Annotated in this window: 11 protein-coding genes and 1 pseudogene; 8 read left to right on the forward strand and 4 right to left on the reverse strand. The window is 57.5% G+C overall.

Going from position 1 to position 18,404, the window contains the following annotated elements; translation table 11 throughout:
* Nucleotides 1–61: 61 nt before the first annotated feature.
* Nucleotides 62–765 (reverse strand): annotated as a pseudogene (locus tag AC3A4H_RS06825) (NYN domain-containing protein).
* A 451-nt stretch (nt 766–1,216) separates the two neighbouring features.
* Between AC3A4H_RS06825 and AC3A4H_RS06830 the strand changes: the two are divergent.
* Both AC3A4H_RS06830 and AC3A4H_RS06835 read left to right on the forward strand, forming a co-directional pair.
* Nucleotides 1,217–1,549, forward strand: a complete 333-nt coding sequence (locus AC3A4H_RS06830; RefSeq protein ID WP_487766028.1) for a hypothetical protein — start codon at nt 1,217–1,219, stop codon at nt 1,547–1,549.
* Between the two features lie 355 nt (nt 1,550–1,904).
* Nucleotides 1,905–2,171, forward strand: coding sequence for a hypothetical protein (locus AC3A4H_RS06835; protein WP_487766029.1), 267 nt, complete (start codon nt 1,905–1,907; stop codon nt 2,169–2,171).
* Between the two features lie 260 nt (nt 2,172–2,431).
* Here the strand turns inward: AC3A4H_RS06835 and AC3A4H_RS06840 are convergent, their stop codons facing one another.
* Nucleotides 2,432–3,712, reverse strand: coding sequence for a Y-family DNA polymerase (locus tag AC3A4H_RS06840; protein WP_487766030.1), 1,281 nt, complete (start codon nt 3,710–3,712; stop codon nt 2,432–2,434).
* An 18-nt stretch (nt 3,713–3,730) separates the two neighbouring features.
* Entirely contained in the window at nt 3,731–4,393 is a 663-nt protein-coding gene (locus tag AC3A4H_RS06845) for a LexA family protein (RefSeq protein ID WP_487766345.1), read from the reverse strand.
* A 157-nt stretch (nt 4,394–4,550) separates the two neighbouring features.
* On the opposite strand from AC3A4H_RS06845, the gene AC3A4H_RS06850 reads away from it, so the two are divergent.
* From AC3A4H_RS06850 to AC3A4H_RS06870, 5 genes are all read left to right on the forward strand, one after another.
* On the forward strand, nt 4,551–5,963 hold the full coding sequence (locus AC3A4H_RS06850; RefSeq protein ID WP_487766031.1) for a tyrosine-type recombinase/integrase: 1,413 nt from the start codon (nt 4,551–4,553) through the stop codon (nt 5,961–5,963).
* Nucleotides 5,950–7,857 carry a hypothetical protein gene (locus tag AC3A4H_RS06855; protein ID WP_487766032.1) on the forward strand — a complete coding sequence of 636 codons (1,908 nt, stop codon included), beginning with the start codon at nt 5,950–5,952 and terminating at the stop codon, nt 7,855–7,857. The genes AC3A4H_RS06850 and AC3A4H_RS06855 overlap by 14 nt, the downstream gene beginning before the upstream one ends.
* 3 nt (nt 7,858–7,860) lie before the next feature.
* Nucleotides 7,861–9,897, forward strand: a complete 2,037-nt coding sequence (locus tag AC3A4H_RS06860) for a hypothetical protein (RefSeq protein WP_487766033.1) — start codon at nt 7,861–7,863, stop codon at nt 9,895–9,897.
* On the forward strand, nt 9,884–10,351 hold the full coding sequence (locus AC3A4H_RS06865; RefSeq protein ID WP_487766034.1) for a hypothetical protein: 468 nt from the start codon (nt 9,884–9,886) through the stop codon (nt 10,349–10,351). The genes AC3A4H_RS06860 and AC3A4H_RS06865 overlap by 14 nt, the downstream gene beginning before the upstream one ends.
* 817 nt (nt 10,352–11,168) lie before the next feature.
* A complete protein-coding gene (locus AC3A4H_RS06870) occupies nt 11,169–11,879 on the forward strand; it encodes a hypothetical protein (RefSeq protein ID WP_487766035.1) in 711 nt (236 codons plus the stop codon).
* A gap of 190 nt (nt 11,880–12,069) precedes the next feature.
* Here the strand turns inward: AC3A4H_RS06870 and AC3A4H_RS06875 are convergent, their stop codons facing one another.
* The gene (locus tag AC3A4H_RS06875; protein WP_487766036.1) at nt 12,070–12,561 is read right to left on the reverse strand and encodes a hypothetical protein; all 492 of its coding nucleotides are present in this window, start codon (nt 12,559–12,561) and stop codon (nt 12,070–12,072) included.
* 581 nt (nt 12,562–13,142) lie between these two features.
* Between AC3A4H_RS06875 and hyoA the strand changes: the two genes are divergently transcribed.
* The gene (gene hyoA / locus AC3A4H_RS06880; RefSeq protein WP_487766037.1) at nt 13,143–17,408 is read left to right on the forward strand and encodes an NACHT domain-containing antiphage protein HyoA; all 4,266 of its coding nucleotides are present in this window, start codon (nt 13,143–13,145) and stop codon (nt 17,406–17,408) included.
* Nucleotides 17,409–18,404: the final 996 nt, after the last annotated feature.

Consider the following 18,404-nt stretch of genomic DNA (forward strand, 5'->3'; position numbering starts at 1 on the left):
ATGCCCGAAGAATATCTGCGCCAAGAAACCGAGCCGTCCGCGACTATGAAGTCCGCCGGGATCAGGACGGCGGCAGTGCCTTGGACCGTGATCGCCCGGATGGTGTCGGCTTCACCCGGATGCGCATTGTCCCGCCTTCGGGATGGTCGATTTCGAACTCGTTCGTCTTTCGCACGAGGTCACTCAATTTGCGTGAGCCGAAGGTGCGCGGATCGAAATCAGAGACGAGGTTGGCAAGCTGGTTGCCTACCGCGCCGAGCGGTACCCATCCGTCTTCGCTCTCCATCTGAGCAATGACTCGTTTGATGATAGCTGCCGCCGCGCTCGGTGGCTGAAGAGGCGTGGTGGGCTGAGCCGCATCATTCGCGTTTGCGGAAATGGTGGGCAGCAGGTTCTCCGCGAAGCGACGGCATGCCTGCCGGAAACTCTCCGGGGTCTTTTGCTCGCCGAAGCCATACACATCAACGCCCTGTTCGAAATACGGGCTGCGAGCCGGGTGAAGTCGCTGTCGGACGAGACGAGGCAAAACCCGTCGAACCGACCGCTATGCAGCAGGTCCATTGCATCGATTACCAAGGTAATGTCGGCGGCGTTCTTGCCTGTCGTGCCTGCGGCACGCCATTTGGCGACGACGGATCCGAACAATTGTTGGATAACCGCGCCATCGTCTCCCACGACGGTGGCGATTTTCGCCGATGATATCGTCGCCGCTTTCTGCTGCATCTGATGCCCTCGCACGAGGCTGGAGACGATCTTCGTCGGCATTATGTCTTCCGCCGCAACGGTTGCGGCGGCACCTTTTCGATCATCGTCAGTCTATTCGCCGCTTACGCCGTTTGGCCAAATGACATAGCGTGCGCCGCAGCAACAATGGACCATAGCCGCTGATGATGAGACCGTCGAGGATCAGCCCGGACGTTCTGATTAATGAAAGCCTCGGTGCCGCCGATCTGGCGACAAGCCCGATGTGCGCGAATGGCATGAAGTTGTTGATCTACGCCCATGACAACACGCGGGAATACTCAGAGCTAACCGCCTGCACCGCCCGAGCCAGCTTCTCTTCAAGCGCTGCGTTGGACTCAAGGAGCGCCCTCACCGCTTGCCTCTGATTTCGATCGGCGGCCTTGAGAAATTCGACCGCGCCCTAGCTTCTCGTCGCTGACTCGACTCGTCCTCCCGCCTTTGCTTTGATGGGCTGGAATTTGGGAGGGGAACCATGAAATTTCAACTATCAGCCGTCTTGTCGGTGGCTGCTTTGCTTTGCGGTTGCGCGAAAGCACCTGACAGTATCTCGGCATCCTACATCAGTGACGTTGGCTATCGATCCTGGTCATGCGAGAACCTTAAGGCAGAGGCAACGCGCTTGTCGGCCGCCTACACTGTTGCGGCCAAGCAGCAGGAAAACGCACGAACCAACGATGTTGTCGGCGTCATCCTCATAGGACTCCCAGTTTCTTCGCTTTCCGGTGACAACATTGCTCCCGAGATTGCAAGACTAAAGGGGGAGCAGGAGGCCGTCCGGAAGGCTACAATGGCTAAGAACTGTTGAGCAAGAAAGCTATTCTAGTACTGCTTGCCAGCGTGGCATTCACATCTTCCACTTACGCCCATGGCGGCGGCTGCCGAAAGGACTCGCCTCCGGGTCAGTGCTGTCACATGGACAAGAAGACTGGTACGGTTCACTGCCACTAAATGGCTACTCTCGCAATGCCGTAGCGCTCCAGTCGTGATCGCGAGCGTCCAGCTCGGTGGCAGCGTCGTTTGTGCCGAGCCCATACTCGGCCGCGCTTCCGTCATCGACGGGGACACCATCGAAATCCAAGACCGCATCCGTTTCAACGGCATCGCAAGCCTTACCGCATGTCAGACCGCAGTACTGAGTCCAGCAAGCACTTGGGAGGGGGATGTTGAAATATTTAAAAACCATTGCCTGGACGACCGTCACCCTGGCTTTTTTATTCGGTGCGTGGGACTGGACTCTATCGAACGGCAAAACTGCTATAGCGGATATCGCTCGGAAAAAGGGCTACTGCGAGAATGATGCTTGGGATAGAGGCATCGCCGACGTGGAACGCACTATCAGTGAGCGGACCCAAACGAACCCGATGCTCATCGAATGGTGCTCGGCGTCGACGAGTGGGCAGCGGCCACTGTCCGTCGCGGTGCGTTGATCAGATCGATCCTCGTCGATGTCATGTACTGGCCGTGTGGAGATCTGCGAGGCGAACGCTGACGCCCACAGAATTTGCAAGGCGCATCTTTCGAAGGAATACCCGACACTACGCTATGAGGTCGAGGAGAAGCTTGGACACCGTATCGCTGCCCTGCTGGCGGAGGAACGCCCTTGAATCGCCTGTCTCTATGAACCAAATCGCAGAGCCGGACCTTCTTCATACCGAATCCTGATCAGGTCGTTGTCACTCTGCTGCCTTCAAACCAGTACTACAGGCACCTCTGCCAGCCTCGTTGTGTACCGGGGCGACCGCATCTCGGCTTTCGTATCGAACGCCCGTTTGAAACCCTCAGAACCGACGACAAGCTTCTTATTGCCGAAGCGATCATTGACCGCATCGAGTGCAGCCATGAGCTTGGCATCCCTTGGCTGTTCGAACTCGAACAGCGGCTGCGGGGCTTCTCCTTCCTTGATCAGGTCGTCCAGGATGACGCCTGCCTTGGTGTAAGCGTAGCCATTTGCGCGGCGATCACCCTTCCATCCCCTCTGGGTACAGAGGCTGGCGGCCTGGATGAGGTCGAAAGTGTTGTTCGTCATCGGCTTCAGGTGCATCGTTCTCGATACCGAATGCTGCGGAGCAGTTTTCGAAAATGGGCTCGTGTGGAAGAAGGCGGTGATCTGACCCGCGGCGAGCCCGTGCTGCCTTAGCTTTTGAGCCGCCCGCGACGCATGTGCCGTCATGGCCTGCATCACGGTATCGAAATCTCGCATCGGCTCCCCTGCAGAACGGGTGACGGCCATTCCCTTTCGCTGGGGCGCGACCTCCTCCATCTCCAGACAACGAACGCCCTGCAGCTCGGCGACAATGCGCTCGAGCACCACCGTTCCCAATTTTCTGGCCAGTGGCATCGGCATGTCACGAAGCTGAGCGACGGTCCTGATGCCGATGTTCAGCAGTTGGGCCTCGGTTGCACCACCGACACCCCAAACTTCGCCGACCGCTATCCTCTCCATGCACCAGGCGGCCGATCGTTGATCAGTAAAATCACAGACCCCGCCGAACACCGGGTTCTTTTTCGCAGCGAAATTGGCCAGCTTGGCCATGGTTTTTGTCGGCGCAATGCCAACGCAGGTCGGGATGCCTGTCAGTTCACGGACGGCCGTCCGCATTTCTGAAGCCTGCTTCAGATAGCGATCCCCAAATCCACCAAGGTCCACGAACGTCTCATCGATCGAGTAGACCTCGCATGATGGCGAAAACTGGCCAATCGCGTCGACGACCCGACGGCTCATATCTCCGTACAGCGTGTAGTTCGAGGACAGCAGCCGAATCCCGTGGTCTCGTACTTTGTCGCGGAATTGAAAGAGTGGCTGAGCCATCTTGATGCCAAGGACCTTGGCCTCTTCAGAGCGAGCGACCGCGCAGCCGTCATTGTTCGACAGCACGACGACGGGCATGCCGACGAGCTTCGGATCGAACACCCGTTCGCAGCTGACATAGAAATTGTTGCAGTCGATGAGCGCGATCGGATCGGGCATCGGTTTGTCGCCCTTGCGTCAATCGACGGGGTATCGGCGGACGACACCAGCAACGATACCCCAGATTTCAGTGTTCTCCGTCACCAATATTGGCGTGAATTCCCTCCCCCGTGATTTTGGATCAAGCCAATAGCGTCCTTCCCTTTTTGCTAGCTTCTTGACCGTCACTGCGCCGTCGACAACAGCCAGGACAATGCGGCCGACACGTTTCTTGCCTGCACGATCGACTGCGATCAGGTCACCGTCGTGGATGCCTTCGTCAACCAGACTGTCACCAGCAACTCGCCACCAGAACGTCGCCGACGGGTGCCGTACCAGCCAGCCGATGGGATCGATTTCCTCCTCAAGGTCGTCGCCTGCAGGAGATGGAAATCCTGCCGGCACGAGGGTGACCGATAATGGCATCGTCGCGCCTCTTGAGGAAACCGAAACAGGAACGAAGGGTTTTGTGACTGCTGCTGACATGCGCATGAACATACCGCGAACACGGGCCAGCCTCAATCGGGAGAAAGGAATATATTCTTGTGAGTCCGATGGGTGAAATCTGGGAGAAGATCGCCGCCATGCTCGTCGCGTGTGGAAGGTCAGTGCGAACTCGTCGGGCGTCTGCCAGCCGAGCTTCGAGCCGCCGCAGAATGAAACATTCTGATAAGTGGCGGCGAAGCTCACATTCCTCAACACCTTACCCAATTCCTCATTTCCTCATTTCCTAATTTCCTCATAGGATATGATCCTGCGGGAAGCCATTGTTTTTGTTGAGTTATTTTGCTTGACAGGAGCTGCTTGCTGGGGCACGAACGTGGCAAATGGCACCATCATCTTTTGAGGTTTTGCAAGGTTGAGTGAGGACGAGAAAGAATCCTGTATCTTCCGCCTTGTGCGGGCGACGCGACGCGGGCACCACGTCGGCGGTCCCATTCCCGAACCGTCCGTGCCTACTCCCGAAGGCTTCCTGATGCTTTTCACGGAGGACTGGCATCCAGTGGAGCCTGCGAACCGCTTCTCAATGGATGTTAGGTACAAGCCGCTGAAGACGACACGCTGGCAGAACTCGCAGCGAGCAACAGCGCAGGATCTTGCGCAATGGTGGACGTTCCTTTCAGCGAATGGCATTGCGTGGGATCACGCTGAACCCGAGGACCTCTCCGACTATGGAAACCTGATGGCGGAGTCGGTTTCGCCAGTCACGAGTCTGCAGTACAGCACGAGTACGGTACGTCGGCGCGTCAGCGGCGTAGAGACCTTCTACTCCTGGGCGGAGAAAATGGGCCTTGTCGCCGTGGCTCCACGGCAGGAGCCTACTTTCGATCAACCGGTGATTCCGATTGGCCCGAAAGCAGCGTTCCTGCCGCACCTGGGGACCGCGGTTATCGCCCGGTCGGGCACCCGCAAACCTAGAGGGCGCGATCCAGAGATGGATCCCCGGCCGATCAAGATGGACGATCTCAAGAGAATTATGGCGAGGCTCGGGCCAGCGATCTTCGCGCCTGACCAGTCGCTTCTGCCGTGGGAAGTGGGCACCAAGTCGCGCCGGAACCGCCTGATGGCCGAGGTCGCCTACCACACGGGTCTGCGCGCCGACGAAGTCGCCAGCATATCGGCTTGGGAGGTCCTCGATCGGGCTAGAAAACTGCGTCCCGGGCTGCAATGGCAGCAGTTCACTCTTACGGTCAGAAGAAAGGGCGGGGGCACGCGTAAGGTCATCATCTCATCGGTGCTCCTCCGTGCACTAGTGCTTTATCACGACGTCGAGCGGGCAAAAGCGATCCTCCGCGCCCAACAGGCGGCGGAAGCAGCCCACGGGAAATTCCGCGTTCCGGCCGAGCTGTTTGTGAATGGCGTCGACGCCAATTTGCGTGACGTGGGCCGTCCAGTCGGCACGGAGACGGCGTCCAGAGCCTTCACAAAGGCCGTCCTCGCCGAAGGACTAATTGTCTACCGGGACGGATTCGAACTTGATCCCGAAACGGGCGAGAAACTGCTCGACGAAGACGGAGTCGCGACCTCTCTAAAGGTTCCTGGAGCGGCCCATACGTTCCACGACCTCCGGCACACCTTTGCGGTGATGTTTTACAAGTCCGAGGTCCAAAGGGGCAACAGGGAGCCATGGGAGAAGCTGAGGGAACTGCTCGGCCATGCCAGTTCCGAGACCACAAAGAACACTTATCTCAGGCATGTCGACGTTGATGAAGCGTCGGTTTCCGACGCTGCCGCGCATCATATGAGGATGGAACTGCATGACGTTCGGTGACGGAAAAAGGAGGGGCAAGACGCTCGCGACGCATCTCAGGAAGCGTCCATCGAAGCCAGTGTCGAACGTGGTGCCGATCCGTCCACGCGAGGAGCTTGGCATTACCCGTACGGATAACAGTTTGAAGGTCCGGTTCACGGCGAGCCCCGGCGAAGCTCCAGAGGAACTGGATCTGTCTGGATGGCTGGAGAAGGGCGAACTAGGCCTGGCGGTCGCTCACTACGTCGCTGACTGGGGACAGGGCCGATCGCATGCCACCCGTATCAGACACGTAAAAATCCTCAATCATTTCGGGACCTATCTTCGCGAGTCGGAGTCGAGGGGCTGCAAGCCAGTCGCAAGCGTTAGCGAGCTTTCAACCGAGTTGATGACGACGTTCGTAGATTGGCTGAATGGTGCGACGTACCTTAGCCTTAACAAGTCCGAGCCGCTTGCGGAGATCACCAAGGCCCACCGGTACAACGCGGTGAAGCAGATGATTTCCTGGTGGCAGACTTCGAAACGTTACCGATCCGACTTTCCAACCGGATTAAGGATGCAACGCAATCCATGGCCCGGCGCGCATCACCACGTCAAAGCGACTGAAGTGCTCGATCCGATTTCTCGTTCTAAGGTGCTGCAAGCAGCACTAGACGAGATCATAGCCGATCTGAAGATGCGCGAAGCAACATTCGCAATTTTGGCGAACGAGACACTCGAGCTTCCTGACCCGACACTGAAAAGCGTCGTCCCTTTCAAGGACATAGGTGTTAAGCTTAAGCTGATGGCGGAGCTCTTCGGCTGTCGCCCCCCATCATGGAAGGAGTTGGAAGCCTATCCGGGGCTGTGCCGATCGTTGAAAAATCCCTATGGAACCCTGAGGGAGGCCGCTGAACGGCTCCATTTCTCAGCGCGTGCACTCGTACCGTATGTTGTCCTGCTCGCCCTAGACACGACATTTAACGCTGAGGGACTCCTCGGGCTATCGTGGTCCGAGGTGAGAGACCATCCGATCTTCGGTGCTGACCGCTGGCAGATCTCAGTCCCGAAAAATAGGGGGACCCTTGCCGACGGCGAGAAAGGGAAGGCCTTTCACAGGCGTTCCTTCGCGACCAACCTGGCCGCGATCGATTCCACCGTGAACCTGCTGAAGGCGATCAAGCGCTTCAGCGCACTGACGCGGCGGGTGGTGCCCGAACGGCATCGCAACCGGGTGTTCATCTTCTACGTTGCTGGACAGAAGGGCTGCCGCTCCTATGAAAGCCTGGCAGGCACCGCTTCGGACGACAGCACATGGAGGAACACTTTAAAGGCGTTCATCTCTGACAACAAGCTCCCTGACTTCACCCTGAGGACACTGCGGGCGACCGCCGGCGAGGTCATCCATGAAATTACGGGCGACATGAAGGCCCAGCAGGTGGGGATGGGACATGCAAGTCTGGGCATGACGTATAGGCACTACAGAGCCGGCGCAGCAAAGCAGCGGGACGAGGAAGCTCTCTCGCGGGGCATTGCGTGGCGGGAGCGATACGTTGGGACAAACGGGAAGTCAGACACCCGGAGCGGATCCTTGATGCCAGGTGGCCAAAGCGCTGCCACCCCAGGTTTTGGCTGCGTCGACCCCTTCAACCCGCCGTTCGAACGCCATGTACCCGGAAAGCTCTGCACTGCATTTGGAGGATGTGCGGCATGTCCGCTTGCTTTCATTGATCCCGACGATCCGCGTGCCTATGCGCGGTTAGTTCAATTTCGAGATCGGCTGATCGAGGCACGCACGACAGTCGATCCGATGCGCTACCTCGATGTCTGGGCCCCCCAGTTCGCGAGGCTGACAGATTACTGGCTGCCGAAGTTCACCGAAAAGGGACTGGCCGGAGCGTCGCTAGCCATGCCGCCCTTCCCCGAACTGGAGTAATCGATGAGTTACGTTGCCCCCCTACGCCAATCTCTCGAACCCTTTCAGATGGCTGTCGAGGTCAACCCGGACTTACGGGTCTCCAAGCACAGCCGATGGAGTGATCCGGTCTGGCGTTACGATGCTGTCACTGCGGGGTGCAAGGATGTCGCGCTTAAATGGGATATCGTGGTTCAGCCGAGGACTCTCCTCACCGACCCTGGGTACGAGGGGCTACTGGAACAGGCACGTCGCTTTTTCTGGTCCATAATGACGGCCAGCCAGCGAGGGCGAAATCCCAAGGTAACGTCTTTACCTGACTACTTCTGGGCCTTGAAATGGCTCATTAAGTGGATGGTGAAAACCGGACGGGGCACCTTCTCGGAACTGACGCCGCACGCCTGCTGGGAGTACCTCACTGACACTGCCGATCGCCTGGACAAGCGTGGCCTCCTTACCAACTATAACATGGCTTTGTACGCGGACACGCTTTGTCGGATCCATGAACAGTCGGTCCTGTTCGGCGAATTCCCCGACGCTGTCATGGAGACGCATCCGTTCGGTGGGAAGTCCGTTAACGACGTGGCACTCGACCACGCTCCAAGAGTTCGCAAGGGTTTTATCGATCCGGTTCCCGACCCGGTCTATCTCGGGAGCATGTGCGAGGCCATTGAATGGCTGGATGTCCGCGCTGGCGATATCCTGAAGCTGCAGGAAATTTATCTCGCGCGGAGGTCCACAGTCGATGGCCAGCGGTCCAATTCCTACAGCTGGCACCTGAACAAAGAGCTGTCGCGCTACAGGTTCGATGGCGATGGAACGCTGGAGGCCACGTGGCGGCCGACACTCTCGGAAAACTATGCTGTGACCGAATTACGTGCGCTTTTTGGAGATGTTCGCGATGCCGCGACCGTGGCCCTTCAGGGAGCACTTGGACTGAGAATCAGCGAGCTCTGTGGTATCATCGCGGGCGAAATGCCGGCCGGAGCCTTATGGCCGACCTGCGTCACCGTCTCACCCTCAATTAGTGGCCTGCACCAGCTCTTCCATCTCCACGGAAGGGTGTACAAGGCTCACAATCAATACGAAGAGGTGAGATGGCTGGCCGGGTCCCGCCCCATGGGGACCGACTACATCCCGCCGGCGGTGAGGGCAATTGCTGTTCTCTGGAAGCTCTTCCGACCGTGGCGCGAGCTGGGGGGCCGGAAGGAGCTCGTCGTTTCCCTTAACGTCGGGAAAGGGTTCCCCTGGCAAACGGGAAATATCGGAAGGGCGCTGAGCCAAACGCTGCGCAACTCTCAGCGTAGCTGGGTTGAAGAGCACGTTGATGTCCCGCGCGAATACCGCAGCTGGCAGTTGTCGACGCACCAGTGGCGCAAGAGCTTCGCGATGTACATAGTCCGCTCGGATGCTCGAATGCTTCCAGCTGTCCGCGACCACTTCAAACACATGTCGATCGCCATGACTGAGGGAGGCTATCTCGGCCGCGATCCGGAAATGCTTGGCCTCGTGGAGGACGAAGCCACTTACGCGGCTGCGCAGTTCCTGTTCGATGCGACGAATGGCCATCCGGCAGCTGGGAAGATGATGGACACGATTGATGAGAACAGGCCGGCGATTCAGGAACTTATCGGAACCGAGGGGACCGATGCGGAGAAGGTCATGCGGCTGGCGTCGATGCTGAAGGACGACGACGTCCGCGTCTGGCCCTCGGAGTGGGGAAACTGCTTCTTCCGGTCCGAGCTGGCCCGCTGCCATTACCGGGCCAAGGGCCACTTTGACCTGAGCGCGCGACGCCCGCACTACGGCCACCGGAGGCCGGGGATATGCTGCGACTGCGCGAACTTGCTGATCTTCACCGACGACGTCGATTTCTGGCAGGCGCGCTTCAAGAGCGGCTTGGCCGTGCTCGAGGCCAACAGAGCGGCGGGCGAGCATGCGGCCGCCGCCGTAACCGAGGACCGCGTCCGCACGTCGGCAGCGATCCTGAAAAGGCTCGGGATCGAGGTTAACTGGACCACTGACGATACTGGGATGGAGGAAGCCGATGAGTTCGCTTAGCAAGGGCCAGACGCCTGAGACAGAACAGGCCTTCATGCAGGCGCTTCGCCGTGTGCAGTCGGGAAATCCGCGGCATGACGAGAACGTCAAACTCGCGAACCGTGGCAGGCTGCGTGTTAATGTGGCCACAGTCGCCCGCGAGGCAGGCAGGAGCAGGAACCTGATTGGCTCGGAGGGCTGCCGATACCCAAAGGTGCGGGACGCCATTCTTGCAATTAGGGAGGGTAAGGACGGATCGGACAAGAGCCGACCCTCCGCCGCTGACCTCGTGAAAAGCCTCCGCGAGGATAAGGCCGTTCTGGAGAACCATGTTAGAGTCCTCGCGACACGGCTTCATGACGCGTTCCTGCACGCCCTAGAGTTGGAGAAGCACAGCAAGGGTCTTGAGAATGAGCTCGCGGTGGCGCAAGAACGGATCCGAAAGGCAAATTCGAATTCGAGGCCGAGGGTTTGATCGCACGTCTGCCAAGCTGCCGGAACTTGAGGCGCTCGTGCCGGAGTGGCTCTAGTTAGAGGAGGCATTCTAACGGGAAGGTCAACGTCCGCACCTTCCGGTCGACGTGTGGCACTCGCCACCGAGCGCCGTTCACACCGTCGGTGAGCGGCCGCGTTACCATCAGGCAAGCCAAACGAATTGCGAGTCCGCGGTGCTCCAGCGAGGAGCCACTACTGGCGGGGTGTCACAACATACAAACGTGCTGGTGATCGGGCATTCCTCGTTTGGACACAAGATCATGGACGCCGCGAAGTTACGAACAAAGGGCTTCCCAATCTCGGTTTTGTCGGAACAGCACTGGGTTCGGCATCTCTGAGCCAAAATGTGGCCGCACGCTGTCTTGGCCTTCGCCGGGGATGCAGCCGCGAGATAGAAAGGGTCCCGAATTCTCAAGGGGAGATTTCCTGCTGACCTCGACAGAGCGCCGCAAGCGCGACAATGAGGCGGTCGCTTCCCGCCGTCAACCCCGGGCTCGACTGGTCGATTTCCCGTGCAGAGCCTTGGTGTTAACACAAAAGGTTTCCTGTATCGTGGCTGAAAAGAGCTTGGGGGGGAACTGGTGTTTACAAAGCTTCGTTCGTTTTTCGGGGCAACGCGGAATCCGTCTCGCAGTCGTACACCAGTCATCCTGACCCGGACATGGAGCCGCTCCGTGCGGAGGAGGAAGAAGCTCCTCCCGCCGCGCCGGACGAGGCCGAGCCCGACAAGCCCGAATATAGTGTGGAAACCCAGTCAAAGTTCCTGCAGGGGGTGATCGGGATCAGCCTACTCGGTGATGAACGACAACAAGCGGCCTTTGTTGAGCGACGAACTCGCGAAAGCGGTGGCGGCGGCTGCTCAGGTCAGTGGTCTTTCCCGCGATGAGGTGCTTGCCGTGGGCCTCAAGTTCGGTCGCGAGATGGTCGACGATCTCAGTACCGACGAGGCAAAGAAGGCGGAATTCATGCGCGGTTTCGAGGCCGCTTTCGACCACATCGATTTCAAGCAGGCGCTCTATGGCGAGACGGGCTACCCGGACGGCGTTCCGGCGGACATCGCGAAAATGTTGGACCTCTATCTGGAGTTCCCGGAGTGGTCGGCCGTGCTCCGGAACCTGAGCCCCATGCAGGTAGCCGACATCGCGAACAAGGCCATGTCCACGCCGCCGCGCAAGGCGATGGGGCAGATTCACTTCTGGAACGCCGTCATCGACCACATGATGACCGCCGCTCTCCTTTCCCACGACCACTACATCAGCAAGGAGCAGCGGATCGCGACGGTGGCGATGGCGGAGAAGTACCAGGACATCGTCCGGGCAATGCTGAAGGACAAGCCTGACACGCGGGTGTGCGAAAAGGCGTGGAAGGCGAGCTTCGACAACAGCAGCGCACTGCATTCAACTAGGGCAGCCCTGTTCATTTCCGGATCGATCACTCGCTGGGGGCAGAGCATCCCCGGGGGGGGGAACGGTAGCTCAAGGCTCTTGCGGGGCCCGGCGGGCTGGTGACAGTCCTTCACCGGCCAAGAGTGCCTGCGGCCTGTAGCCCCCTCCCCGAGGAGGGGCCGGAGGCTGCCGCAACCAAAGGCTATTGGTCGCCTCGGCCAGTCAACCCGGGCTCGGTTCGGTGCGGCGAAGGCGGAATCTTAGGGCGGTGAATGGTGACCGCAATTGTAAATTTTTGCTCAGCGAGTGAAACTCAGCCATTTCGCACAAAGTTGAATGCTTTAACGACCACCCAAGAAAATGCGGACAACACAAGAAATACGTAGATGAACAAGGGATATGTGACGATTATATAGACAAGATAGTCGGATTCTCTTCGGTTTATTTGCTCCATGATTGATTGTCTTAGCTCAGATAAGGATTCTTTTCCCTGCCCAGAAGAGGTGAGCTTTATCAAACCGTCCCAGCCGTCTCCGTAACAGCGCGCTGAGAACGTAGATACGTCACCTAGAAAGCGTAATTCGTTACAATTTAGAACAGAAACATCATCTAATATAAGGGATTTATCACCTGGTTTCATCCCAAAAATAACAAAAGCCTTCTTTCCAATGAACGTCCTCATGTATTCGGCCACTTCCGGTCCATGCACAAGGGCATGTGGAACCGCATCAAACACTTCTGAGTTACTTATTAAGCCTCCAGATGCCTCGATAAAGTTAACTAAATATTGATCGTTAGATTCCATTGTAACATCAAACCAATTCTCATAGTCATTTTTTACTGTTTGATATAGTTTTCCGACCCTAGAAATCGGCAGTTTTCAGGACCAGCTCCAAGCAGTGGATCTAACATATTTGCGAAAAGTCATACCAAACCTTTGGATAGCTCGTATTCACGCGACCAAGAGGCGAGGAATCAAATCGTCCGCCATGCTGTCAGTTTACTGTAGCACTGTTGGCACTGAGACCGATACGGCTGCATACATCCACCGAGACATCTTGCGGATGCTGGAGTTGTTGACAACCCCACAAGAGGCCCCCACATTGCGGGCGCAAATTCGGCTAAGCCATTGAAACGGCTGGCTTCAATGGATCGAGTGGATTGAATCCAAGTTCCCCAGCCAATCCTTCCGGCCTTGAAATCTCAACGGTTTTTGCCTTCCGGATTTCGATCGTGTCGCCATCGATCAGGGTGGCGCGGCCGATCAGCCAATCCTGAGGACAGCCAAGGCACCGCTCGTCTTATACTGTTATCGGTTTGTATTATCTCGTCGAGATGCTATCGCGTGGAGTTCTACCGGGGACCATTGAAAATCGCGAGCGGCACTTGTCGGAAGATTATGTTGAACTGGGGCGGACATTTCATGAGCTTTCCCTGAAGAGCAGAGAAAGCGACGAGTTCGACTTTCGCAATCTTCGTTTTGGCACAGGGCTTAGCTGGCCGGACCTCCTCGCTGGATACCGTACGGTCATCCTGTCGGAAGCGGGCGCTGGGAAGACCGAAGAGATACGTCATACGGCGCAAACCTTACGTCGGGAAGGAATGCCAGCGTTTTTCCTGCGGCTCGAACATGTCGCAGACGATTTCGAGATCGCTTTCGAAGAGGGTAATCTCGCGGAATTCGAGCAATGGTTAGCCACGCCTGAAGAGGGCTGGCTATTTCTCGATTCTGTCGATGAAGCGCGGCTGCGGGAGCCCAAGGATTTTGAGCGGGCCGTTCGCAAAATCGGTGCTCGCCTATCGGCAGCGCTGCAGCGGACGCATATTGTGCTCACCAGCCGGGGTGCCGCATGGCGGCCGGTGACGGACCTCAAGCTCTGTCAACAGCACCTCAAGTATGTCGAACTCGGACCGGTTGATGCGGAAAACAGGCAAGCCGACGCGGCAAGCAATCAAGATAGTTCCTTCAGGATCGTGGCGCTGGATGATCTCGGAGTGGCGCAGGTCGAGAAATTTGCGAAGGCCAAGGGCATCGCGGACCCTAAGCCGCTCGTCGATGCCATTGAGCGAGCCGATGCCTGGTCGATGGCCGCACGGCCGGATGATCTGACTGAGCTTGTAGAATATTGGAACAAGCATAAGCGTATCGGCAACCGACTTGAATTGATGCAATCGAGCATTGCGCGACGACTGGCCGAACGTGACCAGAATCGCGAGGAAGCGCTGCCTCTTTCGATCGCGGATGCGCTGGTAGGAGCGCGAAGTGTCGCGGCTGCGGCAACCATGACGCAGGAATCTACCATTCGCGTCCCGGATGGATCGGAAAATACAAAAGGTATTGCGGTTGCGGCCGTCCTGCCCGGGTGGGACAGCAAGAAATGCGCGGCGCTACTTGCACGACCAATTTTTGACGAAGCGATCTATCAGACGGTGCGGTTCCATCACCGTACTGTGCGCGAATATCTTACCGCTGAATGGCTAAAGGGATTGCTCGACCGCGAAACGTCAAGGCGCAGAATTGAATCCCTGCTATTCCGGGAACAATACGGCCAGCACGTGATCGTGCCGACAATGCGACCGGTCCTCGTATGGCTCATCCTGCTCGATAAAACAATCTGTGAACGTGCATTGGCTATTTCGCCGGAGCTTATTTTCGAAGGGGGCGAGCCGAAGGCGCTGCCGCTGGCGACACGGCAGAAAATCCTTCGCGACGTGTGCGAGACCATGCACACCGGCATCACACGGAGCTCGACGAGCGACTTTCGAGCGGTCCAGCGCTTTGCGGACAAAGACATCGCTGCTGACGTAAAGGCACTGTTCGCGAAATATAATTCGAACCATGAACTCCAATGGTTCCTTATGCGCATGATATGGCAGGGTGAGCTATTGGAAGCTCTGCCCGAAGCGAAGCAAGTCGCGTTGAACCACAAAGCGGGCCGCTATGCACGCATCGCGGCCTTTCGGGCTGTGCATGCGGTAGGGAGGGAAGCCGACAAGTTGGAGGTCCGCGAGCACTTCCAGCAGGAAGCGTTGGCGCTAAGTCGCGAGTGGTTCGCAGAATTGCTGAAGGATTTGCCGGCAACCGAGCAATCGGTGGAGTGGGTCCTAGTATGCATCGCCAAGCTTAAATCGAAAGACCGCCACAGCGTCGATGGCTTGCCGCAGGCGCTTGATATTTTCATTCAATCGCTCAACCTTGATCTGCAGGCAAAGCTGCTGGAGGGGATGAACTCTCTTATTTCCAAACGCCCTTTCGTCGAGCGGCGTTATTGCCAGATTTCTAAACGGTATAGCTGGCTGATCAAGAGCGCGGCTCAGGCGGCAGAACGGCTCATAGCGGCTCGCCACCCGGCCGCTTTGCAGACGCCAACGCTTTCGGTTCTGCAAAAGCTACCTTCGGCACAGCATTATCGTGATTGGGATATGCGCGACATTCGTTCGAACATCCCGACGCTGGTGCCGGCATGGGCAGAATTGAACCATGCGCTGTTCTGGTACGAGGTCGGCCAGGCGCGGCGGGTTCGGCAAAAAAAGAAAGAGCGGCTGACCGATTTCTGGCAGGTGATGTTCGGCTCTTACCGTCAGTTCGGACCTGACGATTTCGACCGCATTTTTGCCGACATAAAATCGCGCCCATTGCGCGATGATCGACTTGTCGCACTGTCGCTGGCGTTCCAGCTCTATGTTCAGGCCCAGCGCCCAAGAAAATGGCTTGAAGCGGTGAAAGCTGCCGTCGCGAAAGCGCCCACGCTTCGCGCTGCGCTGAACACTCACATGCACCCACAACCGCCCACTGAGAGGCAGAAGCGTTTGAAGCGCCAAGAAGCGCAATGGAAACGGCGGAACGAGGAACATCAGTTAGCCGACGCGAAACGCGAGAAAGAATGGAAGGATTTCCTTTCCAAGAATGTCGACAAGCTACGTGAACCTAAATTGCCCAAACCAGCCGATGTTTCCAAAGCGCAATATTACCTGCATGAAAAAATGCGTGAGTTGGGTTCGCAATCCTCCCGCTGGACGGAGGGGCGCTGGCAAGTTTTGGAAGCTGAGTTTGGTGAGGACATAGCACGGGCGTTCCGCGACGGTGTGGTAGACTATTGGCGTCGCTATCGCCCAAAGCTCCGTTCAGAGGGTAAAGCGAGCAACAGCACACCGTTTGGCGTGATTTTCGGGCTTACGGGCCTCAGCATAGAGACGCGTGAGACAGAAAACTGGGCTGCGACATTGAGCGAGGACGAAGCCGAAATAGCGTTTCGCTATGCCATGGACGAGTTGAACGGGTTTCCGGATTGGATGCCTTCGCTGTTCGATGCCTTTCCTGACCTCATCACCAAGCTGCTGTTGCGCGAAGTGGATCGGGAACTGCGTATCGAAAAGGCCAAAGTGGATAGCCACTACGTCTTGGAGGATCTAAGCAGGAGCGGATCGTGGGCCTGTCCCGGTATTGGGGCGGAGATTTTTGCGCGATTGGTAGCGCGTGAACCCAAGAACCTGACCAACCTTGGCTACATGCTCAACATTATCCACGACGCGGGGATAAGTCCGGAAGACATCGCGCGGCTGGCAGAGCCGCGAAGCGCTGATCGGCGGCTTTCCCATGCGGCGCGTTGGTATGCGGTTTGGACCGGGGTTGAGCCGGACAAAGCGATCCCGGCTCTCGCGGCGCGTTTGAAGACGATCAAAGAGGCTGCAAAGCAGACCAGCTTCGCAATGCAATTCATCACCCATTTGCTAGGGGCACGCCGAAGCACGGTGAAGAATGGCGATAGATTCCGCGCCCCGGAGCATCTCAAAAATCTCTACACGCTCATGCACGACTATATCCGCGAGGAGGAGGATATTCAGCGCGTGGGCAAAGGGGTCTACTCACCGGGCATACGTGACGACGCTCAAGATGCGAGAAATCAGCTCTTTTCGTGGCTGAAGGACATACCAGGCAAGGAAGCGTACCTTGCGCTTATGGAGCTGGCGAAGCTTCACCCCGAACCTTCTTCGCGGCCGTGGATGCGACATCATGCCAAAACGAAGGCGGAACTCGATGCCGATCTCACGCCATGGACGATTGAGCAAACGCTTGAGTTCCAAACCGCGATCGAGCGCACGCCCGCCAATCACCGCGAGTTGTTCGAGCTAGCCGAAATGCGCTTCCTGGACCTCAAAGACAATCTTGAGCATGGCGACAGCAGCATCTCGAACATCCTCATTAAGGGCGCGACGCTAGAGACCGACATGCGCAAATATATCGGCGACTGGCTCCGCGACAGGGCGCAAGGCCGCTATGCGATCCCGCAGGAGGAGGAGCTAGCCGACGACAAGCGCATGGATCTTCGGGTGCACGGTATGGGTTTTGACGCGCCGGTGCCGGCCGAACTCAAGCTCGCGGATAAGTGGGCGGGATCGAAGCTATTCGAGCGTTTGGAAAATCAGCTTTGCGGGGATTACCTTCGCGACCACCGCTCTAGTCGAGGGCTTTTCGTGCTAGTTTACTGCGGCGAAAAGCAACATTGGGAGTTGCCCATAACGGGCAAAACCGTCAATTTTGCAGGGTTGGTTGCCGCATTGCAGGCACACTGGGCGACGATTTCCACCAACTTTCGAGGTATTGATGACATCCGTGTCATCGGCATCGATCTAACCCAACGGGCGAAATGAACCGATTCTTGGATATGGCGTGCATCTACGTTTCAAATATGGGCCTGCACGTCAAAGGCAATCCTTGGCACAAATCAGCATGACGGCCTATGGCGCGACCTTGCGCGCGCCTGGGATCCAGATCGCTGCATTTTCATCACCATAGGGTGTTGCGCGATCTTCAAGTGCGCAGATACCGACCCATGCGCAGACGACAGCGTCAAGCGCATCCTCGAATGCCTTCAGTTCCCAAAATTGAGGGCACGGGGTGGCATCGAAGACGGCAAAGCAAAATACGGTAGCAGCAAACCGTCGGGCTATTTCTCGCCGGTCGAATACGACGATGCGGTGAGGCAAGCGATTATGGAGAGATCGACAAGATGATCATGCTGAAGGTTCGCCCGACGAATCCAGTCAATGTGGTTGCTAGTTGTTCCGCGCCGCTTATCGGCACGACGTCAGCGTGAACGCCGAATAGTCAGTACTCGACCTGAGTCGAGCGTGTTCGATGAGGACGATGACTGCTCTTGTTCGCCGCGGGCCGATCCTTCATCTGCGAGGTTCATTTCCCGGGCGATCTTGTCGACGTTCAGGCTCGGGAACGTGTCCGCCCCCACCCCAGCGTCGTGATGGGCATCCATTAACGAGTTACGGAGCTTCTCAAGTGCTTCAAGTCTCGCAGCCAAATTCCTCACCCCTGAGGTCGGTACTCGCATAGATGCATGCTAGAGGCAGCCGTGGTTCAGCGCGCGGCAGGCCTTCATCCTGCGGCAATGGCTTCTTCAGCCGCCAACGCTCCCCCTTGTTTTCGGACGTTTTGGCCTTCTGGTAGTTACCGTTCTTCCGCTCAGTCTCTCACTACCGGACTCCTTCATCGCAGTCGCCGAAAGGCCTGTCGTTCTCCGCGACAGCAGTTCCACCACTAGCCCCACAAGCCCAGTATGCAACACAGTCAATGACGAGTGGCAAAGTTCTCCGCCCGAAAATGCTTAACGGTCATGAAGCGCCACATTACCA

This window comes from Pseudaminobacter sp. Soil_N_29, assembly GCF_057656055.1.